A 23329-nucleotide genomic window follows, 5' to 3' on the forward strand; every position below is an offset into this window, starting at 1 on the left:
TTAAACTTCTAAAGGTGTAAATTTAAACGTATTTCCATCAAATAAGCCTTTGTCACTCAATTTTAAGGACGGAATTACCAATAATGCCATAAAGCTCAAGGTCATATAAGGTGCATTTAATGTGCTGCCTAATTGTTTAGCTATTTTATCTAATTTGCCATAAGCTTCCCCAATGGTTTTGGCATCTTGATTGCTCATGATACCAGCAACGGGTAAGGAAACAATGTGACTATCAGTATCTGAAACGGCACAAATTCCACCTTTGTTTTCAATAATTACATTCACAGCTTTGCAAATGGCTTCATCGGTCGCACCAACGGCAATAATATTATGGGAATCATGACCAACAGAACTGGCAATGGCACCAGATTTTAATCCGAAGTTTTTAATAAAGGCCATAGACGGTTCATCATTATTATAGCGATTTACAACCGTCATTTTTAAAATATCTTTTTCAATATTTGAGATTAAGTTTCCGTTTTCAATTAACGCATCTTCAATAAGCTCATTGGTTACCAGTTGCCCTTCCAAAGCTTCAATAACGCGAATCTGTTTGGCTGAAGATTCGATTCTAAAATCGGACACCTGCTTTTTAGATGTAATGAAATTATTAAGTATTTCGAATTCTGTATGTGGAATAAGCGATTGTCCGTTTTCAAAAACCACCTCACCATTAATAACCGTTTTAAGCGTTTTAAAGTGACTTAAATCTTCCACAACAATGAAATCGGCTGCATCATTTACTTGCAATAAGCCGACTGATAAATTATAATGCTTTACGGGATTTATACAGGCCATTTGTAATATTTGAAATACATCAAAGCCTTTGGCAATGGCACGCGCACATAATTGATTAATATGACCAAGTAATAAATCGTCTGGATGCTTATCATCGCTACAAAACATCATGTTTTCGTAATGTTCTGGTAACAAATCAATTAACGCTTCAAAATTTTTAGCAGCACTCCCCTCTCGGATTAAGACTTTCATACCTTTTTTGAGTTTCTCTAACCCTTCCTCATAGGTAAAACATTCATGGTCGGTGGTTATGCCTGCGTTGATATATTTTGTTAAATCATCACCACGTAAACCTGGCGCATGACCATCTATGGGTTTGTTGTAGTGTTTTGCCCAAGCTATTTTTTTAAGCACCTCGTCATCATCAAACAAAACCCCTGGATAATTCATCATTTCGGCTAAATAGCTAATATCTGGATTGGCCATTAAGGTTTTAATTCCTTCCGAATCAATTACAGCTCCTGCGGATTCAAAGGTGGTTGCTGGCACGCAAGATGGTGCACCAAAATTAAATTTGAATGGTGTTTGCTTCCCGTTTTTAATCATGAATTCCACACCTTCTACTCCCAAAACATTAGCTATTTCATGCGGATCGGAAACGGTTGCTATTGTTCCATGGTTTACGGCTATCCTAGCAAATTCACTGGGTACCAACATAGAACTTTCAATATGAATATGCGCATCCACAAATCCTGGTAAGATAAACTGTTGTATGTTATGAGACACTTCTTCGATAGCTGAAATTTTGCCGTTTGTTACGGTAATTTCACCCGAAAAAATACGCTTATTGGGTATATCTACAATCTGTCCTTGAATTTTCATAAAGTCGTTTCGGTAAAGCTACTTATTTTAAATAAAAAAAGCGAGAACGAGTCTCGCTTGATTTTTAAGTACTTATTGTTTTTGTTTAAATCGTTTTACACCTGCTTTTAACCAATCGTAATATTCATCGGCATCTGGCATGTAACCTACAGCCTTGCTAATATCGTTTCCGTCAGTGTCCTGAATTACATATAAAGGTTGTGCGTTGGTATTGTAACGCACTTGTTGAAATTCCAACCATTTATGGCCAAAAGTTGTGACATTATTTCCTGTTAATTCAGATTCATATTGTTCGTCTTTAGGTAGCTTTTTTCTATCATCAACATATAATGAAATCAATACCACGTCATTATTTAACACATTAAAAACATGCTCCTTTACCCAAACTTGCTCTTCCATTTTTCGGCAATTAACACAAGTTAATCCGGTGAAATCCAGCATTACAGGTTTGTTCACTTTCTTGGCATAAGCTAAACCTTGATCATAGTCATGAAATGCTATTAAGTTATTTGGTCCATAATGTGCATGCTCTGGAAGTTCAACCGCTGTACCTGTTCCACTGGAATACAAAGCTGGTTTGGTATTTCCAACACCATAGGGCGATTCACTATTAGTGCTCATTGGTGGTGGAAAACCACTAATAAGTTCCACTGGTGCTCCCCAGAGTCCTGGAATCATATAAACCGTAAACGATAAAGCTAACAATGCCATACATAAACGACCAACGGAAATATGTGGTAAAGGCGAATCGTGTGGTAATTTAATTTTCCCTAATAAATATAAACCTAGTGTACCAAAAATAGCAATCCAGATGGCTAAAAATACCTCACGGGTTAACATGTGCCATTCGAGTACTAAATCCACCATAGACAGGAATTTGAAAGCAAATGCTAATTCTAAAAACCCTAAAGTCACTTTAACAGTATTCAACCAACCACCCGATTTTGGCATGGAATTTAACCAACTCGGGAAAAATGCGAATAAAGCAAATGGTAACGCTATTGCTGATGAAAAACCTAGCATACTAATAATTGGTGCAATACCACCTTTAGTTGCTGCATCTAACAAAGCTGTTCCTGCAATAGGGAAGGTACATGAAAACGACACAACCGCCAATGCTAAAGCCATAAAGAAAATACCTACCACTCCACCTCTATTGGCACCAGTATCTACTTTGTTGACCCAAGAATTTGGTAACATAATTTCAAAAGCTCCTAAAAAGGAGAAAGCAAAAATCAATAAAGCTAAAAACATGATGGTATTAAATATAACACCTGTTGAAAATTCATACATAGCATTACTTCCAAAAATAGCGGAAATAGCTGTACCTAAGAGTGTGTAAATTACAATAATGAAGAAACCGTATAGCAACGCATTTCTAATCCCTTGACCTCTTGTTTTACTTTGCTTGGTAAAGAAACTTACCGTCATAGGAATCATTGGAAACACACACGGTGTTAGTAATACCAAAAACCCTAAAAAGAAAGCCGTAAAAAACGTTACCCATAGACCTTTGGATTCGTTTTCTACTTCCGAATCCAAAACCGTATAATCTGGCGACACTTCTGTTTTAGATTCATTTAAATTTAAAATGTTTGAAAGTCCGGAATTCTCATTCATAACAGGAATGGCATCTTCCATGGTGGTGTTGTCCAAATTAAATGTAACAGATTTCTGTTGATAAATGCAACGCATATCATCACAAGCCTGGAAATCGATGGTTCCGGTAATGGATTTTAAATTTGGATTTAAAAGTTGAATTTTTTGAGTGAAAGTAGCTTCCCTGTCAAAGTAGTTTAAATCCATTTCAAACACCTTATCAAAAGCAATGATATACTTACTCTCCACAACATTACCAATCAGTTTATAATTATCTGTTTGGTCAATGGTGTCGAAAATAAATTCGGTTGGCGTTGGTCCACCATCTGGTAAGTCTTGAGAGTATAAATGCCATTTATCTTCAATGGTTGCCTCAAAAATTAAATTGTATTCGGTTTCTGATAGTTTTTCAGTTTTTCCTGTCCATTTTACGGGGTTTAAAATTTGGGCATGTACTGAAAACACAGTAATAAGAAGCGTTGTAAATAGAATTAAATTACGTTTCATTATGGAGACTAATTTTTAATATAGGTTTCGTTTCGTTAGTTACTTTAAATCGGTTATCGGCGCGTAAACCAATAACCCAAACAATTTGCTTATTGGTACATAATAACCAGGCTTGTTCTTTTTCGGGTAAAGACAATTTTTCATCTTTAAAAAATTTACTCAATTTCTTTTTACCATCCATCCCAAAAGGGTAAAAATAGTCGCCTTTTTCCCATTTTCTTACTGTTAAAGGATATTTTAACAAATCTTTATCAACATATAATACTGTAGCTGAAATTTCATCAATTTTCGTGGTATTTTCAATTGTTAAACGACCAATGGGAAGTGCCAATTCAGAATCATTTTCTTGTAAAACAACTGATGTTTCCGCAATATTTATTGGTAATTCTGTTAAAATTAAAGTGGTTCTATCTTTAAGCAACCTATGTGTTTTTGACAGAACAAATTTTCCGGATTGTGCAAATAATAATTGATACACATCATCCCATTCTGTAAACTGAAAATCTTTAAGTAGCTGGTATAAATAGACTTTCGGATTGGATAATTGTTGTAATTTTTTTACATCCAACTGAAAACTATTATCTGTTGTGTAAACTATTATTTTCTGAATTCGAACCAAGGCGTCATCAATAATTTCAGCCGACTCTTGTAAGTGAACTTGTGTTTTTTGAAAATTTTGAAGGAATTGCGGATTCATTTCCTTTAAAACAGGAATGATATCATGTCGTAATTTATTCCGAAGGTATTTGGTGGATGCATTGGTACTATCTTCCTGCCACGACATTTTTTCACCTTTTGCAAACACTTGTAATTCGTTGTGTGAAAACGGTAATAAAGGTCTAACAAGCTTACCATTTGTTTCAGGAATGCCTGTTAAACCATCTAAACCAGTTCCACGCATGAGATTTATGAAAAAGGTTTCCAAGTTATCATCGGCATGATGGGCTGTTAAAATATAATCGAATTGTAATTGATCTGCCAATTCTTGAAACCAGGCATAACGTAATTCGCGCGCAGCCATTTGAATAGAGATATTATTTTCTGTAGCGTAGGTTCCGGTTTCAAAACTTTCTATAAACACTTCTAAATCTAAATCTTCGGCTAACTCTAAAACAAATTCTTCATCCGCATCACTTTCAGTTCCGCGTAAATTGAAATTACAATGTGCCAAAGCAATGTTTAAATTCATTTTATGGCAAACACGGGTTAGAACCACACTATCCATTCCTCCAGAAATAGCAATTAAAATCCGGCTTTTAGCTAAAAAAGGAAATACTTGGTGGATATGATTTTCAAAATCAATTTGTGTCATATAATTTTCAATAATACGTCAAATTTACACTTTTAAAAGAACTATTCGTAATCCTTTTAAGCCTCCAAAACGTCGCGCATAGCTTTGGCTTTTATGAGGCACTCCTCGTATTCATTTAACGGATTGCTTTTAGCTGTAATGGCACCACCAACAGAATACGACACATACTGATTTCTGCCGTTGTAAAGTATACTTCGTATCACCACATTAAAATCAAAATCACCTTGAGGTGTCATATAACCAACAGCACCGGAATATAAGCCACGCTTTGTTTCTTCAAGGTTTTCAATAATGCGCATGGCCGAAATTTTAGGTGCACCTGTCATGCTTCCCATAGGAAATGTGGATTCAATAATATGGATAGGATTTGTGCTTTCTGAAACCGTACTTTGAATGGTTGAAATCATTTGATGAACTTGTTGAAAACTGTAAATTTTACACAATTCCAATACGTGAACGCTTCCCTTAATTGCCGTTTTAGATAAATCATTTCGGACTAAATCCACGATCATGATATTTTCGCTACGCTCTTTAACATCATTTATTAACTGATTTTTAAGTGAGGTATCTTCTTCTTCATTTCCAGACCGTTTGGCGGTTCCTTTTATAGGTTGCGAAATAACCGTTTGTCCTGATTTTTTCAAATAGCGTTCAGGCGAGGCTGACAACAAATATTTATCATCTAATTTTAAGAAAGTAGCAAAAGGTGGTTTTGAAATCGCATTCAGATTGTTATAAATGGCTAATGGCTTTATTTGGGTGTCTTCCGCATAAAACTCCTGACAGAAATTAGCTTCATAAATATCGCCACGATGAATATGAGCCAGCATATTATTCACCTTTTCAAAATAAGCATCTTTGGTAATCCTCATTTTAATTTTGATGGGATTATCTAATACATTTTCATCGCGATTAGAATGAAATTCTTCTACTTTTTTAATAGCTTCCAGATCTGCTTCTATCTCATCATCCACCATATTCAGATACTGCAAGACCACTTGATTTCCTTTGATTAAAAATAATTTTTTAGGCTGAAAGAAACACAAGTCTGGAAATTGTAATCCATCAAAGTTTTCAGATTTTAAGGGTTCTGTTGTGTTTTTTAAATCATAGGTTAAATACCCAAAAATCCAATCGTTAGTTATGGTTTGATACTCTTTTAATTTCTGAAATGCATCTATATAATCCGTTTGAATACTAGTAAAAGCATCCACAGCTAAAACAGCATCATAACTGCTATGCGTTTGTGTGTAAGTATTAGAATCTAACCACAAAACCTCACGGAATTGCTGACTCCAAAGCAGTAACTTATTTTTAAAGACTTGGATGTCTTGGGGTTGATATGTGTGGTTTTTTCTCAATAAAAAAGTTATTTACAAAGTACCGAAAATTTCATTGGATAAAAAAGCAGAACTATGGTATGTATCATAACAATTTATAAAGTTGCAAAGCCATAAAGCATAAGACATATAAAACATTTACCTTTGTAGCCTAAAACAGAAACCTTTGGACGCAATTACCTTTCAAGATTTAAAATTAAATACGCCTTTATACAACGCATTAGACGATTTAGGCTTTACCAATCCAACACCTATTCAGGCTGAAGCCTTTAATGTAGTTGCTTCAGGATCTGATGTGGTTGGGATTGCCCAAACTGGTACCGGTAAAACCTTTGCCTATATGTTGCCAATTTTAAGGGGTTTAAAATACTCCGAACAAGAAAGTCCACGTGTTTTGGTAATGGTGCCTACGCGAGAATTAGTAGTTCAGGTAGTTGATGAAATTGAAAAATTAGCCAAATACATAAATGTCCGGGTATTGGGTGTTTATGGTGGCGTGAACATTAATGCCCAAAAACGTGCTGTTGCCGAAGGTATTGATATTATTGTAGCCACTCCAGGACGCTTGTATGATTTAGCCGTTAGTCGTGTGTTGCAATTAAAAACCATTCAGAAATTAGTAATAGATGAAGTAGATGTCATGCTAGATTTAGGTTTCAGGCATCAGTTAATAAATATTTTTGATATTCTACCTGAACGTCGTCAGAACATAATGTTTTCGGCTACAATGACGGAAGATGTGGACGCGTTAATAAATGACTTTTTTATAGCACCAAAACGTGTTTCCATTGCCGTTTCTGGAACCCCTTTAGAAAATATTGATCAACATAAATATGCCGTTCCCAATTTCTATACGAAGTTAAATTTGCTAAAAGAAATTTTAAAAGACACCGAAACCTTTAATAAAGTGTTGATTTTTGTCGGTTTTAAGAAAATGGCAGATCGGTTATTTGATGCGCTGGATGAAAATTTCCACGATGAATTATGCGTAATCCATTCCAATAAAACTCAAAATTACCGTTTACGAAGTATTGAGCAGTTTCGTGCTGGGGACAATAGGATTTTGGTGGCAACCGATGTTATGGCTCGTGGTTTGGATATTGATAATGTGTCTCACGTTATCAATTTTGATACACCCAATTTCCCTGAAAATTACATGCACCGCATTGGTAGAACAGGTCGTGCCGAACGTGAAGGTAAATCCATACTTTTTTATACTGAAAAAGAACAAGAAGCTTTAGAACGTATAGAGGGTTTGATGCAAATGACAATTCCAGAAATTGAATTCCCAGAAAATGTTGCTATTTCTACAGATTTATTAGAAGAAGAACGTCCTCAAATTTTAGAACGAAATAATCCGCTAAAATTACGTGATGAAGATGCGCCAGGTCCCGCATTTCATGAAAAGAAAGAGAAAAATAGTAAAGAAAATCTAGGTGGTTCGTATAAATTTAAAATTGCGGCCAAATATAAAAAGCCAAAGACGCGTGGTGATAAGAATTATAATAAGCGGAATAAAAAGTAAGAAGCTTCGCTCTTATTTGCCATTAGCAACCTTAAAAATGACCTTAAGTTAATATATAAGATTCTTTCTTATAAAGGGATTTTTATTTAATACGTTTCCCAACGGTTGTAAACGATAAACCCTGCTGACCTAAAGTAGAATTCATAACACCTTCAAATAAAGGTTCTGGTGCCTCTTTAGGCTTACGCCATTCAAATATAAAATTAGAACCTGTACCTCCTGTTACGTCTACTTCATCAATGATAGCTTCCGTAGTTTCTAAAGGTGCCAAATATATTGGTTTATCAAAATAGGTGCGAATTAATTTGCCATGAGAATCATAATATTTGGCACTAACTATATAAATAGTATCTGAATCGCTGGTGTTTCGCATGCTAGCCATAGCCGTTAAATTATGCGTTTTATGCTGAGACATGCTGTAGATTTGGGAGTAAATGGAAAGATAGGTTTTTCCATACTCCAACACGTCTTTCGCAGTAATATCTTTACGTCTTTTATTCCAGTTTTCTGCATGAAAATCGTCTGGGTCTTGTTTTTCATTACAAGAAAATAAACAAACAAAACTTAAGAATACACAGATATAAATACGTTTCATACGAAAGCAGAAATTAATGTGGAAGCAATATACAAATAGCTTTTTTAATTTTTAAAAAAAATCCCTCACCATTTCGGGCAAGGGATCCATAAATAATCTTGTATCCTTTTAAAACCTTCCTAACAATAACTTAAACCATAATAAGTCGCTTTAAAAATCAACATGATTAGTATCTATTTGCTATAATCATAACTATAAATATCTTCAATTTTTGCTAACTGCCAAAATTTTCATTGTAAATTTTTATAAAATGACCTATAAATCAATAAATTACAATTCTTTGAAAACTAAAGAAGCGACCCGAAAGTCGCTTTTAAAAATCTTTAATAAGATGAAATGGCACTAAACCTCTTTTTGCAATCCTTTTAATAATAGAATACCAATTCTTGCAATTATAAATGTCAGCAAACCAAAACCAGCGGTTAACAGCGATACTTTTAAGCCTCCTGCAAAAATAGCCGGATCTGGATCACCCATGGCTTGAACAGAGTCGAAGGCGGTAATTAATCCGATTATAGATGCCAAAAAACCTAATACTAAACCTAGCAAACTACTGTCTGCTGCTAACTTAACCAATTTTTTTGGATAGATTAACGTTGGATTTTAAACTACTGAATCCTCTGATTAAAAAAACAATAGAAATAATTAAACAAATGGTAATTAAGGACATCATGATGGGTCCACCTTCGGAAAAAGGATTTATGAGTAATAAAGTTAATAATATCATAAACAAATGGTTTTAGTTAAACATGGTACAAACATAAGTTGCATTTCAAGTGAAATCTTAAAAATGCGGTGGATGACCAATTTAGACCTCATTATAACCGTCATGTTGAAACCAGCTCTAAACCTGTTATTCGTCTACAAAATATGAAAACGCATGAAAAACGTTGTATTATTGTATGTTTATTTACTTATATGTTTACAAAAAAATCCATTTTAAAAGCACTTCTGCGTTTTTTACTACATCTCGTTTTTTGGTGTTGTGTGTTGTTGTTTTTTACAAAATTCTTTAGTGGCAAAAATGAGAATTTTAATGATACGTTTTTGTTTTCACTCTTTATCATGCCTATTACTATTGCCACAACTTATATTTCCGTTTATAAATTAATTCCAGGTTATTTAGTATCAAAGCGCTATTTGCAGTTTGCCTTATATAGCCTATATACCCTAATTATTTCTGGATATTTAATTATGGTTTCTATATTTTTCAGTTTAATATATTTAGCCAATTTTGAATATGAGGCTATGAATCCCGTGACTCGGAATATATTTATTATCACCTCTGGCGTTTATTTAGTAGTTATTTTAGTTAGTGCTTTTAAGTTGCTCCAGCTTAATTTAAAACACACCGAAGAAACCAAAGTGTTGGAAACTAAAATTTTGGGAACCCAATTAAAACTAAAGGAACAAGAGTTGCATTATTTAAAGATGCAAATCCATCCGCATTTCTTATTTAACACTCTGAATACTATGTATGGTTTTGCATTAAAAAAGGCAGATGAAACACCCGAAATGATCTTGAAACTTTCCAATTTACTAGATTACTTATTATATCAAGTAGATAAACCTTTTGTTCTTTTAACACAAGAAATACAGCATATAGAAGATTATATTGCCCTTGAAAATTTGCGTTTTAATGATACATTAGCCGTGACATTTAATTACTGCCATATTCTTGAAACGACAAAAATTGCACCCATGCTTCTATTGCCATTTGTAGAAAACAGTTTTAAACATGGAGGTTTAAAATCAGGAAAGTTAACTATAAACATAGACCTGACCGTTAAACAAGAGGAGATTATTTTTTCCATAGAAAACACGCAAGCTAAAATTGAAAATTCCCAAGATGGTATTGGTTTACAGAATATTCAGAAACGTTTAGATTTACTCTATAAAGACCATTATAATTTAACTATTTTAGACACCGATGATTTATATAAAGTTCATTTAACCTTAAAATCTAATTAATTGCGATCCCAGAAAAACATAGCCTGTCTAATTGTTGATGATGAAGCTATGGCGCGCGATATTATTAGCGCTCACCTTTCAAAAATTGAAGCCATAGATGTCATTGCTAGTTGCAGTCATGCCATGGAAGCTTTTCAGGTAATTAGCAATCATAAAATTGATTTAGTGTTTTTGGATATTAATATGCCCGATATTTCGGGTATCTCATTTGCCAAATCCATCAATAAAAACATTAAAATTATTTTTACCACGGCTTATCGCGATTATGCTGTAGAAGGTTTTGAATTGCAAGCTGTTGATTATTTATTAAAGCCCATTTCGTTTATACGCTTACTAAAAGCGGTGAACACTTATTTTGATGTGTATGCTACCCAAGAAAACGCGTTAATGTCCACTACAGAATTGCATGCGTTTATGTTTGTAAGATCAGACAGACGCATGATTAAAATTGATTTTGAAGCTATTATTTATATTGAAAGTTTTAGCGATTATATAAAAATTCACCTAGCCAATGAAACCATTGTAACACGCGAAACTATTAGTGCTATTGAAGCCAAACTGCCAAGTAAACAATTTATTAGGATCCATCGATCTTATATTATCGCTATTAAACAAATCACATCTTTTACCAATGAACATGTTGTGATTCAGGACCAAGCTTTAACTATTAGTAGAAGTTATAAAAAATCGGTTTTAGACCTATTGGAACAGTTTTAAAGTTGTTTGAATTTGCTGTTTAATATATTTTTGGCTCGTATATGATTTGGTAGCGCTGCTCTTTAAAATAACTTAAGATTCTTTTATATTCACCAAAACGCCCAAGAGAAAATAGCGTTGGCTATAACGCTTAAATATTTTTCTCAATCCGCGTATCTGGAATGAGCCACATAATGGCAACTATAACATAACATGCAATGGATAACCACGTACTTATAAAGGCTAAACCTATACCAAGGCAATAAAATACTATAGAAATTTTTCCTTTACCATCCGTTCCAATGGCTTTTTTAAGAGGAAAAGCATCGTCGTGCGATTTTATAATAACACTTTGCAAAATAAAATAGGCAATGGCATTACCAAGTAAAACCACGCCATAGGAAATTATGGGTAGCTTAGCTTCGTAATTATCACCAATCCACGCTGTAGTAAACGGAATTAAGGAGAGCCAAAAGAGTAAATGCAAATTGGCCCATAATGTTTTACCGTTTACTTTTTGTGTAATTTGAAACAGATGATGGTGGTTATTCCAATATATACCAACATAAATAAAACTAGCAACATAACTAATAAAAACGGGAGCTTTAGCCAAAAGCGATTGAAAATCTGTTCCTTCCGGTGCACTTAACTCTAAAACCATAATGGTAATAATAATGGCCATGACACCGTCACTAAAAGCTTCTAACCTGCTTGTTTTCATAACATATAATAATTGAAATACCAAAGCTAATAAAATTCGCGCTTTATTTGTGTGGCAGGCTTATAAATTACAAGCCTCCAGGTCCTTTGTTTTATTTCCGTTCTAGAAACAGAAATCTTTAAAAATTATAATTAAATGTTCTTTATATTTGTAAGTAATGTTAACCATTTCATTGAAAACCCTGTTACCATGAAATCTACTATCGTCCTTTTTTCAGTTTTATTCATCTTATTTGTCTCATGCGATAAAAAATCGTCTAGCAAGGAGCGTGAAATAATTTCTAATGAACATCAGGTGCCTAAACAGGTCGAAAAATCAAACGGTGATTTGGTCACGAAAAAAGTATATGTTCCCGTTTATTCTAACATTTATCAGCGTACGCGAAATGATAGAACGCAGCTAACATCTACATTAAGTATTCATAATACGAGTGAAACTGACACCCTGTTTATTAGTAGAATTGATTATTTCAATACGGAAGGAAAATTTGTTAGGAGTTATATAAAATCGCCTATTTATTTAAGTACGTTTGAAACGTTGGAGTATGTTGTGGATGAGGAGGATGTATCTGGTGGTTCTGGTGCTAACTTTGTGGTGGAATGGTATGGGAACACCAAGTTAAATCCGCTATTTCAAGCTGTAATGATTGGTGGTTTAGGAAGTAAATCTTTTTCATTTGTAACGGAAGGGGTTTATTTTGAATAATATTGAGATCGTACTTTTGTTAAAAATTACATTAAAAACACACTATTAAAAGTCGGATTTTTATAATGAGCTCGTGGATAATTAGACATTACAAAATTTCAGAATAAATCATTTTTCTAAAGTGTTTAGAATATCTATTAGTTTATTTTTTTATTTTTAAACTTTCAATCAAATGTAATCTCTCGGTGATTTCTATTTTGTAAGCTGGTTTGGTAAATTTTAAAATAAGCTTATCTATGGTTTTGTCTGTGAACAATTTTAAATCCTTTTAACAAGGGTTACAAATAACATAACCATAAAGTTCTTAATCCGTGTTACGACTATTAAAACATCTAGTGTCCATAGTCCTATTTGTTTCTGAATGCTTGAACTAAAATGCTTTCTAAATAACGCCTCTTTCTACTTTTGAGAGTGAATACCAAACATATTACCTTCCAAATCTTGAGCCATTACCATAAAGCCATAATCGCCAATAGATTGTTTGGATTGAAATACGGTCCCTCCTGCTTCCGCTACACGTGCTTCTTCAATGGAACAATCCTCACTTCGGAAATAAATAATTGTGGAGTTTTTACCTGATTCAAAACCCGGCATTTTTACTAATGCACCACTAGCGCCATCTTGTTCCATTTCCATAGGAAACGCCATCATTTGCATACCATCACCCGCACTATCTGGCATGGGAAGATCCATTAATTTAAGGTTTAGAACCTGTTCATAAAATTTTTGTGCTTTTTTGAGGTCGTTAACATAAATTTCGAACCAAACTACAGGATTTTTAGGTGCCATATTATTTTGTTTTAGTGGTTGTTTTGTAAATAGTTAGCTATCAAAGCTAAACAAATTTCATGAATTAATTTCTTCTCAAACCAAATTAATTTAATACAAGATACCACTGTAATAGGTTAATTTCCCCAAGGTCCTTTTTTGGTAACAACTGAAAAGTGCGTACCATCAAAAAGAAAAAGCCCCATCCAACCACCAAACCAAAAACGGCTTTCTTTGTCTTCGTACATATATTGAATAGCATTTGTTAGCAAGCCATCAGTTTTAGAATAATTTTTAAAGGTACCTCCATCATACCGATAAACCCCATAGTTTTCGGCGGGAAACCATATATTTCCATTTGAATCTTCATAAATATTCCAGACTTCATCACCACTAACAAGGCCATTTTCTGTAAAATTAGTAAACGTTTCTCCATCATAACGACTAACCCCTTTATGGTGTGTTGCAAACCAAAAATTATGATATTTATCTTCTAAAATGCGGTTAATTGAATTGTTTGGTAAGCCATTTTTTTCTGAAATATGTGTTAGTGTTTTTCCATTATATTTATAAGCTCCACTTGGTGTTCCAAACCACATATTTCCGTTGCTATCTTCCATTATACAATGCACAATTTTGCTACTTGTAACACCTCGTAATACATCTGGTTCTGATTCTGGTATGACAAACGGTGTGAATTTTTCACCATTAAAAGTGTACGCTCCTCCTAACGTGCCAATCCAAATGAGACCTTTACTATCTATAATTAAACTCCAAATGTTCGTGTTTAACAAGCCATCCTTCGCATTAAAATTGGTAAAGGTGTCACCATTATATTTGGTTAATCCGCGTTCGGTTCCAAACCAGATATTGCCTGCTTCATCTTCAAGTATTCCTCGTACTGCAAGTCCATTAAAGCCTTCGTTTTCAGAAAAATATTCTAAAGATTTTCCAGAAAAACGAATTACACCATCGCCATTTGTGCCAAACCACAAATTCCCTTTACTATCTTGAAAAATATTACGGACAAAATCGCTAATTCTGTTGGCTGGTGGTTCATTTATAAATGGTGCGCCATAATTTGGACTATTTATTGGCTCACTTACTTTTGGGCTATGACTAATGTTGGAATTTGAATGTTTCTGAGCATTTGATTTTGCAGATGTTTTAGTTTGTCCGTTACAAGCCGTTAACAGAAACGAGCTAAAAACAATTAGGCATATTTTTAATACTAGGTATATTTCTTTCATTTTTGGCGAATATTTTTCTTTTCAAATTTAATATGAAAGATTCCTTTATAGCAGTCTGAAATGTAAAAAATATGTCAAAAAAGTGTCTTAATGAAGTTTGAAAACCAATTAAATCCTAAATTCCATTTTCCTTCCTACCGATTTTAGTAATTTTCTATCCAGAATAAAAAAAACTTACCTAATAATTGATGAATCCTGAAAAGAACTCAAAAGAACATAAAAAACCATGGCCAACTAAAGCCGCCATGGAGCAGGTTTACACCATGAAACTTTGGGGAGGCAACACTGCTCATTATTATTCTGGTGATGGCTCTCACCTACCAGAATTGGTAAACCCGTATATAGAAGCGGTCACCACGTTTTTAAAATCGTTTGAAAACCCGTTGACAGTTGTGGATTTAGGTTGTGGTGATTTTAACATTGGAAACAGCTTGGTACAACATACGAAGAAATATATAGCAGTAGATATTGTACCTGATTTAATAAAACATAACATAGAAAAATTTAAAACAGCAAATTTAGAATTCTACTGTTTGGATTTAGCTAAAGACGCCTTACCACAAGGAGATTGCGCCATTTTGCGCCAGGTACTTCAACATATATCCAATACTGAAGTGCTGGAAATCATCAAGAAACTGCACGCGTATAAATACGTTATAGTAACAGAGCATATTCCAAAAGAACCTTTTATTCCGAATAAAGATATTATTTCCGGACAAGGCATTCGGTTAAAAAAACAAAGTGGAATCCATTTACTAGAACCACCTTTTAATTGGATCGTGAAAAACGAAAGACAACTTTTGTCTATACCTTTGGCCCATGGCAAAGGATTAATAGTTACAACGCTATATGAAGTTTTTTAAAGCCAGGCTCAGGTTTCCTGCCAAATAATAAAAAACCATATCCGTTAAGACATGGTTTTAATAATCCGTTTTCTATAGGCTAATATTCAGATATAAATAATGTGTTTTAATTTTCAAACACTACGTTGCCATCTTTAGTCAGCGTTAAATTCTCACCTTTTCCTCTTAATTCATAGTGGTTATTTTTATACCAAATTCCAGAGGCCGGTTTTTCACCTGTTAATTCTATTTGTTCGCCGCCATTTACATACACCTTTACAGTATTGGCAGTATTATTATAGGTCATATCCAGGATATCACCATCTTTATTTTTAATTGAATAAATAACAATATTATCTTCATGCTTAAAAATAACGTCGCCATCTTTTTTCAGTTCAAGATCATTTCCTTTACCTCTTAATTCATAACTTTCATTCTTATACCAAATTCCCGAAGCGGCTTTTTCTTGCCTTAACGTTACCTTTTCACCTTTGAAATTAAAGGTTACAGTTCCTTCTGAATTATTAAATATTAATTGTAATGTTTGTCCTTCATTATTGGTTGATGATGTTTCTACAATATCATCCTGTGTATTAGTTACCATTTCGGTGGTTGATGATTCTGCTTGATTTTGCTTTGGAGCTTCTTTACAAGCATTTAAAAATAGGGTTGCTACTACGCCAAGGGCTAAAAAATTCTTTGTCATTTTGAGGGTTCGTTTTTAAAATTAATTTTGTTTACAAGTATTGAGCAAAAAGTTTGCCATATGTATCAACTTAAACACTTATTATGATGCTAAATTTTATAAACTCTCTTTTGGTGGGTAATTAGTATAAGTGCGTTGTTAACAAAACGTTTTAAATTACAAATCTAACCAGTTATTAAAATCACTTGTTTTACTTTGGCTAGTTTTTAACGTTTTCTGTCCAGCATTTAGGTGGATGGAAAGCGTGTTTTTATTATATCTTTTAATTTTATTAATATATTGACGTTGCACACTTTCACTACGATTAATACGGAAAAATTTTTGTGGATCTAAAAATACTTCTATTTCTTTTAGTGTAGCTTGAGGCATAACATGACGTTTATTCATGGTATCAAAGGCACATATAATTCCGTTGTCTGCTTGAAAATAAACAATGCTCTCTGTTTTTAAAAAATATGTTTCACTTGCCATTTTTATGGCAAACTGATTTTTATAGGATTTAGAAACCGATTGGTTATTTTTTAACAACTGATGGATGGTTTCCATTAACTGATTATTGTCTACAGGATTGGTTGTATGTAATCGAATAAACTTATTCCACGCCTTTGAAAATCGTTCCAAAGAATAGGGTTTTAAAAGATATTCGATGCCGTTGGCTTCAAACGCATTAATTAAAAACGCGTTATAGGCGGTTGCGAAAATTATGGGGCAATTTAAAGTTATAGTATTATACACCTCAAAAATATTACCATCTCTTAATTGGATGTCTGAAAAAATAATATCAATTTCCAGAGCTTGCTTTAGGAATGTTTTTGTGTCCTCTACCGTTTCCAATTCCGCGACTATGGTATAAGCTTCACAGACTTCCGCGATAAACCGTTTTAGCTTTTTTCGAGCAGGTGCTTCATCTTCAATTATTAAAATTTTATACATCTTGGTTACTGTTTATAAAGGGTAGTGTTACTTTAAAATGGGTATCACTAGAGTCTATGCTGATATTTTTATCACTTAAAAGATTAAACTGTGTTGCAAGATTTTTTAAGGCTCTACCACCTGTTTTCTTTTGGTGTTTTTTTGGTATACTATTATTACTTACAGTAATTTTATCTGAAATAGAAATAGTTATAAAAACGGGTGTTTTGTCACGACCTAAATTATGCTCAATAGCATTTTCAACTAAAACCTGTAAACAGAACGGTGGTACAAAAACGTGAGGTATTTGATGTTCGTTTTCTATTTCTAAATTATAATATCCCAAATATTTATGTGCCATTAACTCAAAGTAATTTTTAGCAAATTGTATTTCATCCTGTAAGGGGACTAATTTTTTTTCAGAGGTTATCAGTGAATACCGATACAGTTCTGAAAAATGATGTAAAAATGCACTGGCTTTGGCAGGATCTTCTTCAATTAATTCATCTAAAGTATTTAAATTATTGAATAAAAATTGGGGATTTAGTTGTGCTTTTAATTGCTGAATAGCACTACTAGAAAGTGCCTGATTGTATTTTGTAATTTCCGTTTTAAACATGTTATTTTCATTATAGAATAAATACGCTAAATAAATACTACCAAATAAAGTGGTATTGAAAAGCGCTGCAATTACAAGACTAAATACGTTAGAAATAATGAGATATAATATAAATGAAACACTAAAGTAAATAAGATATGTTTTAGCTGTGTGAATCTTTAAATCATGCTTTCTTTGGATATAGCTTATGGTTATTTTGATAAGAATCATAATAACAAAAACGGCTAAAAACTGCGCTATGGGTGCGTCTGGCTTTAGCACATTTAAGATATCCGTCTACACTTTAATTCTAGAATCAATAATTAATAAGTAACTGATAAAAAAAATAAATATCGTGAAATAGAGGTCTATATCTAAAAAGTTAAATAGTCTTTTCATTGCTGCAAAATAAGATATATCCTTGAAAGAATTAATAATCATTTCATGGATATTCTGTTCTAGATTGATTTATTGAGGCCACGAATTAATGATTTCTCCATTCTCATCAAATACAACCAACTTTACTTGATTGTCTTTATCGATGCTAAATTGTGCTCTTGGGGTTCCATGGTCATCAAATAAAAACAGGCCGTTATTTTCACTTGGGGTTTTGCCCAGCAAAATTCTGGTGGTAGAACCCATTAAGTTTTGGTCTTTATAGGCTTGGTACTTTTTTCTACGTTCTTCTGGATTTTTTATAGCTTTTAGTTCTTCGCCAATTCGCATCGATTCTAATTGGGATTCATTTTCTGCCCGATCATTAAATGCTAACATGCTAGAAACAATTCGTTTATCATCTCTTTTACTATCAGTTGTTATTAATTGCATAACTTGATCACCATCATATTGGTCGTAAGTTAAAGAAAGGCCTGCGCTGTGTCCGTTATCATTTTTCGTTCCGTCATAAATAAAACCACCACATTCTATGCCGTCTTCATTAAAAAAAAGCATGCCCGAGCGTTTTTTACGTTCATGATACACGCGGCTATTGATAGAATCACCAAAAGACGGAAAATGTTCTGTATTAGTTATAAGCATTTTAACGGTTCCATCCTTTTCTATAATATTTATGCGTTCTACATCAATAGTTCCAAACCTTTTATTGCTATTTGTATTAAAACTATATATACTTGCTATTACCATGACACCAACCACAGCAAGCGCAAAAGTTCTTAAGAATACTAATTCACGATTTAAATTTTTCATTGTCTTTGTTTTCGTTAATAATTAATTTGTGGCAATAGTAGTCCTAATTGCTAATTTCAGAAACAACAAAACAATAAACACATGAATAAATTAAACGCATTAAGGAAATAAACCAGTAATTAAAATAGGAATGCTTATAATGCTTGTACTATTAGTGTTATTTATAAAGAATAGTAAAATTAAATCAAAAAAAAACCACTTCAATTGAGAAGTGGTTTTGTAATATTTAAATCCAATTTAATGGAATTTAGTCTTATTATACATGCAAAGCACGATCGTCTGTTGCTGCTAAAGCGGCTTCTTTAACGGCTTCTGCAAATGTTGGGTGTGCGTGAGACATGCGCGAAATATCTTCAGCTGATGCTCTGTATTCCATAGCAACTACAGCTTCAGCAACTAAATCGGCTGCACGAGCACCTACCATATGAAACCCTAAAATTTCATCTGTTGATTTATCGGCTAAAATTTTAACAAACCCGTCTAAATCCATACTCGCTCTACTTCTACCTAATGCACGCATTGGAAATTGCCCGACTTTATATTCTACTCCTGCTTCTTTTAGTTGCTCTTCTGTTTGACCAACAGCTGCAACTTCCGGCCATGTATAAACAACACCTGGAATTAAGTTATAATCGATATGTGGCTTTTGTCCAGCAATAGTTTCAGCAACAAATACGCCTTCTTCTTCCGCTTTATGGGCTAACATAGCGCCTTTAATAACATCGCCAATGGCATAAATGTTTTTGGTAGCTGTTTGTAAGTGATCATTAACTTCTACTTGACCTTTATCATTTAATTTTACACCAGCAGCTTCCGCATTTAATCCATCCGTATACGGACGACGACCAACTGACACTAAACAATAATCACCTTTAAACTCTACTTCTTCTCCTTTTTTGTTGTCCGCTTTTACAATGATTTCATCACCCTTACGTTCAACAGATTTTACTTTATGTGAGGTGTTGATTTTGAATTTTTGTTTCTTCAACACTTTATTTAATTCTTTAGAAAGTCCTGAATCCATTGTCGGAATAATACGATCCATGTATTCTATTACAGAAACTTCAGCACCTAAACGCTTGTAAACTTGACCTAACTCTAATCCAATAACACCGCCTCCAATAACAATCATGTGTTTTGGAATCTCCTTAAGCTTTAGCGCTTCAGTAGATGTTATAATACGCTCTTTATCAATATTTATGAATGGCAAACTTGAAGGTTTACTTCCAGTGGCAATAATGGTATTCTTCGCTTCAATTTCCGTTTCTTTTTCACCTGAAATCGTAATATGAGTGGCGTCTTTAAAGCTTCCTAATCCTTGGTAAACATCAATATTATTCTTCTTCATCAAGAAATCTATACCACCTGTTGTTGTATCTACAACTGCCTGCTTACGGGCAATCATTTGTTTTAAATTCACTTTAATTTCACCAGGAATATCTATACCATGTTCTTCAAAATGCTTGACTGCATCTTCGTAATGATGAGACGAATCTAAAAGCGCTTTACTTGGAATACACCCAACATTTAGGCATGTTCCTCCAAGGGTTGAATATTTTTCTATAATAGCAGTTTTCAATCCTAATTGCGCGCAACGAATAGCTGCTACATAACCTCCAGGACCAGAGCCAATAATGGCTACATCGTATGAATTCATATAAATATTTTTTTCAAGTTGTATTAATACAAGAACAAAAATACAAATGTTTTATGGGAAGGCAATAAAAAAAATACAGGATAATAAGCGCCATCAAAATAAGTGTAAAAAAAAGGGCAAAACTAACAATTTTGTTAGATTGCCCTAAATATAAGGTATCACCCTCAAATAATAGCATTACAAAAATGGTGTAATATTTCAGGTTTTGCAATACTCAATTTGAGTAATTTTACAGAAAATTCGTGTTCATTTTTAACATACCTATCAGCTCTCCTGTTGATGAAATGTTAAGTTTCTTTAAAATATTTCTTCGGTGTGTATCTACTGTATTAGGACTAATATTCAATAAATCAGCTATTTCCTTACTTGAATTATGCAAGGTTAATAATCGTATCACATCGCGCTCCCGATTACTTAAACCATCTGTTAATAGTTTTTGGGAATAATTATTAAAATATTTGGTTTCATATTCGTTGTTTTCATTGAGTAATTTGGCTGTAACCGTAATTGGCATTTGTATATTTATATCCATAACGGTGTAATGCGCTAATCCTATTATTGGTTTCATTTCCGCATCAAACTCTAAAGGTGTGGTGTTTTGAATTATGTTTACATATTCGTCCTGCGCATTTTTTAAGCGGTAATTCCATGTATAGCTCATTTGGTATCTGTGGTTTACCGGGATTTCAGCTAAAGTAAATTCCATTAAATCGTTTAAACCTCTTAACCAAAGTTCAATATCTTCTGGGTGAATGCGACTCCAAAAATTTCGCATACCTTCCTTTAGCAAGACATTTTTTTCCAAGCCTAGACAAGCCGTCATGTTTTTACTAACAAATTCAAAGGTTAAATCTTGGGTGTTTGTTATGCAGAAAAAGGTAGAACTGTATGGCAAATACACATCTAATTCAATGATTTTTTTAATATGCGTGCCTAATTCAGGGTGTGCATAAGACATGAAAATATCATGATAAATCTTTTTGATGTTTTTATAAAGCATCTATTTGGTATAAAAGTGTTTTTTGAAAAAAAATTCGCAATAAAGTTACATAAAAAATCTATGGTTTCTCTTTCTCTACATGATTTAAAATCCATTCCAGCTCGGGATCACGTTCATGTAAAACATCATTCCAAGTTGGAACAATTGGAATATCCGGCTTAATACCATAGCCATCTGGCTCTACTTTAAAAGGCGCATCAATTTGCATTAAACCAATGCGTACACGAACCTTACTATTTGGTAATTTATAAATTTTAAATAAACCCGCAACGGTTCCATTATAAGCACCTCCCGTTTCTTCACCGACAAATGTGGCTAAATTATGACCTTGAATATTAGTAGACAATATGGATGATGCCGAAAAAGAATTCCCATTAATAAGCACATATAAATGACCTTTAAAATTATCCGGAAATGGGGATTGCATTTTGGCATATTTAAATTTATAATAAATAGCATCATCAACCTTTTTGGTTTTTATTAAGTTATGGGTTACAATAACAGGTGAAAAAACGGCTCCAATTATCTTTAACATTAAAGGGCTACCATTGCTCATGGTGTACACCATAAATGGCACACGACTAGTTACCTCACTTTCATTAATAAACTGATAATCTTCTTGCGCCAAATAGCGGAATAAATAAGCAATTTCTTCTATTCGACCACCGCCATTATCTCGTAAATCCAAAACGAGATTCGGTGTATTTAATGAATCTAATTGGGCAAAACTCTCTTTATAGAATTTTTTATAATTCCCATTTCCAAAAGCTCTTATTTTCATAACGGCAACAGAACTATCTATTCCCTTAAAATTGAAATTACGCGTGTATTTGCCGTCTGAACCTTCAGAACCATATATTCGATCTTGTTTTCGCTTTTCTTTTGCTTTCTGCTTTCTAATTAATTTTTCTGCTTTAGTCAGTTGGGCTACTTTAATTGAATCAGCTTCCTGTTTTAATGAATCTATTGTGTGTGAAGTTGAATCTTTTGGAATGCGTCGGAAAACTTTCGTGTATAATGAATCTTGTTTATTGAAGGTTACGGATAAGCTATCTAAAAACCCTTTATCTCGTGCATACAATCTTTGAAATGCACGGCCCAATTGCCTATCCATCAACGTGGTATTAAAGCCATCAGAAGCATATTGTGTTTGATATTTCTGGATTAACGCGTTGGCAGATTCATTTTCAATCTGAACCACTTCACTTCCAATTAATAATGAATCTGATTTGGATCCGGACACCCATAATTGTTTGTCCATATAATTAAAATCTAAATCGTAAAACTCAAACCGTTCCTTCATTAAAACCTTACGTTCTTTTTTAGTGAATTGCATTTGAGGTGGCATAACCGAAATATGACCTTGACGCACTTCCATTAAAATAGGTGCTAATTGTTCATAAAAATCATGACTACTTAATGGTTGTGTGATACTGGTTTTTAGGCTATCAAATTTAAAATCTAACGCTTCTTTAGAAATATACTGATATAGGCGCGGATGATGTTTTTGCAGTTGATTATAAACCGCATCTACGTCCTCTCTCAATTCATCTGCATCATGCAAACTACTTACAACGGCGTTATTTTTTTTAACGCTTCCGCAGGATTGAACAATTATTATTACTACTAGAAACCACAGATATTGATATTTCATAAAGTTATATATGCTAGATATTGAACAACGAAATACGCAGTTATTTTTAAAAAATAAAAATAGATTACCAAAAATAACTAATAACCCCATCCGGAATTTGATGGAATTCAGTCGTTCGCCTGGGTTTTATGGTTGGAAAAACGAA

At 33.4% G+C, this 23329-nt stretch carries 22 protein-coding genes; 5 read left to right on the forward strand and 17 right to left on the reverse strand.

The genetic code is table 11. The annotated features are described in order from the left end of the window. From ade to GMA17_RS05500, 4 genes are all read right to left on the reverse strand, one after another. Positions 1-1620, reverse strand: coding sequence for an adenine deaminase (gene ade / locus GMA17_RS05485; RefSeq protein ID WP_248399996.1), 1620 nt, complete (start codon positions 1618-1620; stop codon positions 1-3). 72 nt (positions 1621-1692) lie between these two features. Beyond that, the gene (locus GMA17_RS05490) at positions 1693-3726 is read right to left on the reverse strand and encodes a protein-disulfide reductase DsbD (protein ID WP_248399998.1); all 2034 of its coding nucleotides are present in this window, start codon (positions 3724-3726) and stop codon (positions 1693-1695) included. Continuing rightward, on the reverse strand, positions 3716-5038 hold the full coding sequence (tilS, locus tag GMA17_RS05495; protein WP_248400000.1) for a tRNA lysidine(34) synthetase TilS: 1323 nt from the start codon (positions 5036-5038) through the stop codon (positions 3716-3718). The genes GMA17_RS05490 and tilS overlap by 11 nt, the downstream gene beginning before the upstream one ends. Positions 5039-5094: 56 nt before the next feature. Beyond that, on the reverse strand, positions 5095-6399 hold the full coding sequence (locus GMA17_RS05500; protein WP_248400002.1) for an anthranilate synthase component I family protein: 1305 nt from the start codon (positions 6397-6399) through the stop codon (positions 5095-5097). Between the two features lie 154 nt (positions 6400-6553). Here GMA17_RS05500 and GMA17_RS05505 point away from each other — a divergent pair, with 154 nt between their 5' ends. Next, a complete protein-coding gene (locus GMA17_RS05505) occupies positions 6554-7903 on the forward strand; it encodes a DEAD/DEAH box helicase (RefSeq protein ID WP_248400621.1) in 1350 nt (449 codons plus the stop codon). Positions 7904-7985: 82 nt separating this feature from the next. Here the strand turns inward: GMA17_RS05505 and GMA17_RS05510 are convergent, their stop codons facing one another. From GMA17_RS05510 to GMA17_RS05520, 3 genes are all read right to left on the reverse strand, one after another. Then, on the reverse strand, positions 7986-8498 hold the full coding sequence (locus tag GMA17_RS05510; protein WP_248400004.1) for a DUF3124 domain-containing protein: 513 nt from the start codon (positions 8496-8498) through the stop codon (positions 7986-7988). Between the two features lie 342 nt (positions 8499-8840). Next, positions 8841-9074, reverse strand: a complete 234-nt coding sequence (locus GMA17_RS05515) for a MotA/TolQ/ExbB proton channel family protein (protein ID WP_248400007.1) — start codon at positions 9072-9074, stop codon at positions 8841-8843. Further along, on the reverse strand, positions 9067-9225 hold the full coding sequence (locus tag GMA17_RS05520; protein WP_248400009.1) for a hypothetical protein: 159 nt from the start codon (positions 9223-9225) through the stop codon (positions 9067-9069). The genes GMA17_RS05515 and GMA17_RS05520 overlap by 8 nt, the downstream gene beginning before the upstream one ends. Positions 9226-9368: 143 nt before the next feature. Between GMA17_RS05520 and GMA17_RS05525 the strand changes: the two genes are divergently transcribed. Both GMA17_RS05525 and GMA17_RS05530 read left to right on the forward strand, forming a co-directional pair. After that, positions 9369-10469, forward strand: a complete 1101-nt coding sequence (locus tag GMA17_RS05525; RefSeq protein WP_248400011.1) for a sensor histidine kinase — start codon at positions 9369-9371, stop codon at positions 10467-10469. After that, positions 10470-11186 (forward strand): LytTR family DNA-binding domain-containing protein, encoded by a 717-nt coding sequence (locus tag GMA17_RS05530; RefSeq protein WP_248400014.1) that lies wholly within the window; start codon positions 10470-10472, stop codon positions 11184-11186. A gap of 130 nt (positions 11187-11316) precedes the next feature. Here GMA17_RS05530 and GMA17_RS05535 read toward each other — a convergent pair whose 3' ends face one another. Then, positions 11317-11886, reverse strand: coding sequence for a TMEM175 family protein (locus tag GMA17_RS05535; RefSeq protein WP_248400016.1), 570 nt, complete (start codon positions 11884-11886; stop codon positions 11317-11319). A 189-nt stretch (positions 11887-12075) separates the two neighbouring features. On the opposite strand from GMA17_RS05535, the gene GMA17_RS05540 reads away from it, so the two are divergent. Beyond that, on the forward strand, positions 12076-12591 hold the full coding sequence (locus tag GMA17_RS05540; protein WP_248400018.1) for a DUF3124 domain-containing protein: 516 nt from the start codon (positions 12076-12078) through the stop codon (positions 12589-12591). A 399-nt stretch (positions 12592-12990) separates the two neighbouring features. Here GMA17_RS05540 and GMA17_RS05545 read toward each other — a convergent pair whose 3' ends face one another. Together GMA17_RS05545 and GMA17_RS05550 are read right to left on the reverse strand one after the other, a co-directional pair. Then, positions 12991-13380, reverse strand: coding sequence for a VOC family protein (locus GMA17_RS05545; RefSeq protein WP_248400020.1), 390 nt, complete (start codon positions 13378-13380; stop codon positions 12991-12993). Positions 13381-13496: 116 nt separating this feature from the next. After that, the gene (locus GMA17_RS05550; RefSeq protein ID WP_248400022.1) at positions 13497-14609 is read right to left on the reverse strand and encodes a two-component regulator propeller domain-containing protein; all 1113 of its coding nucleotides are present in this window, start codon (positions 14607-14609) and stop codon (positions 13497-13499) included. Between the two features lie 188 nt (positions 14610-14797). Between GMA17_RS05550 and GMA17_RS05555 the strand changes: the two genes are divergently transcribed. Then, positions 14798-15472 carry a class I SAM-dependent methyltransferase gene (locus tag GMA17_RS05555; RefSeq protein WP_248400622.1) on the forward strand — a complete coding sequence of 225 codons (675 nt, stop codon included), beginning with the start codon at positions 14798-14800 and terminating at the stop codon, positions 15470-15472. A gap of 106 nt (positions 15473-15578) precedes the next feature. Here GMA17_RS05555 and GMA17_RS05560 read toward each other — a convergent pair whose 3' ends face one another. The 7 genes from GMA17_RS05560 to GMA17_RS05590 form a co-directional block, all read right to left on the reverse strand. Then, on the reverse strand, positions 15579-16157 hold the full coding sequence (locus tag GMA17_RS05560) for an MliC family protein (RefSeq protein WP_248400024.1): 579 nt from the start codon (positions 16155-16157) through the stop codon (positions 15579-15581). Between the two features lie 156 nt (positions 16158-16313). Beyond that, positions 16314-17090: a LytTR family DNA-binding domain-containing protein gene (locus tag GMA17_RS05565; RefSeq protein WP_248400026.1), complete on the reverse strand. Its 777-nt coding sequence runs from the start codon at positions 17088-17090 to the stop codon at positions 16314-16316. Next, positions 17083-17949: a sensor histidine kinase gene (locus GMA17_RS05570; RefSeq protein ID WP_248400028.1), complete on the reverse strand. Its 867-nt coding sequence runs from the start codon at positions 17947-17949 to the stop codon at positions 17083-17085. The genes GMA17_RS05565 and GMA17_RS05570 overlap by 8 nt, the downstream gene beginning before the upstream one ends. Positions 17950-18135: 186 nt before the next feature. Continuing rightward, complete coding sequence (locus tag GMA17_RS05575) at positions 18136-18873, reverse strand: hypothetical protein (RefSeq protein WP_248400030.1); 738 nt, start codon at positions 18871-18873, stop codon at positions 18136-18138. 256 nt (positions 18874-19129) lie between these two features. After that, on the reverse strand, positions 19130-20530 hold the full coding sequence (gene lpdA, locus GMA17_RS05580) for a dihydrolipoyl dehydrogenase (protein ID WP_248400032.1): 1401 nt from the start codon (positions 20528-20530) through the stop codon (positions 19130-19132). 229 nt (positions 20531-20759) lie between these two features. Next, the gene (locus GMA17_RS05585; protein ID WP_248400034.1) at positions 20760-21530 is read right to left on the reverse strand and encodes a response regulator transcription factor; all 771 of its coding nucleotides are present in this window, start codon (positions 21528-21530) and stop codon (positions 20760-20762) included. A 58-nt stretch (positions 21531-21588) separates the two neighbouring features. Continuing rightward, positions 21589-23184, reverse strand: coding sequence for a S41 family peptidase (locus GMA17_RS05590; RefSeq protein ID WP_248400036.1), 1596 nt, complete (start codon positions 23182-23184; stop codon positions 21589-21591). Positions 23185-23329: the final 145 nt, after the last annotated feature.

This window comes from Bizionia sp. M204, from assembly GCF_023205095.1.
In the GTDB taxonomy this organism is placed as follows: domain Bacteria; phylum Bacteroidota; class Bacteroidia; order Flavobacteriales; family Flavobacteriaceae; genus Algorimicrobium; species Algorimicrobium hallyeonense.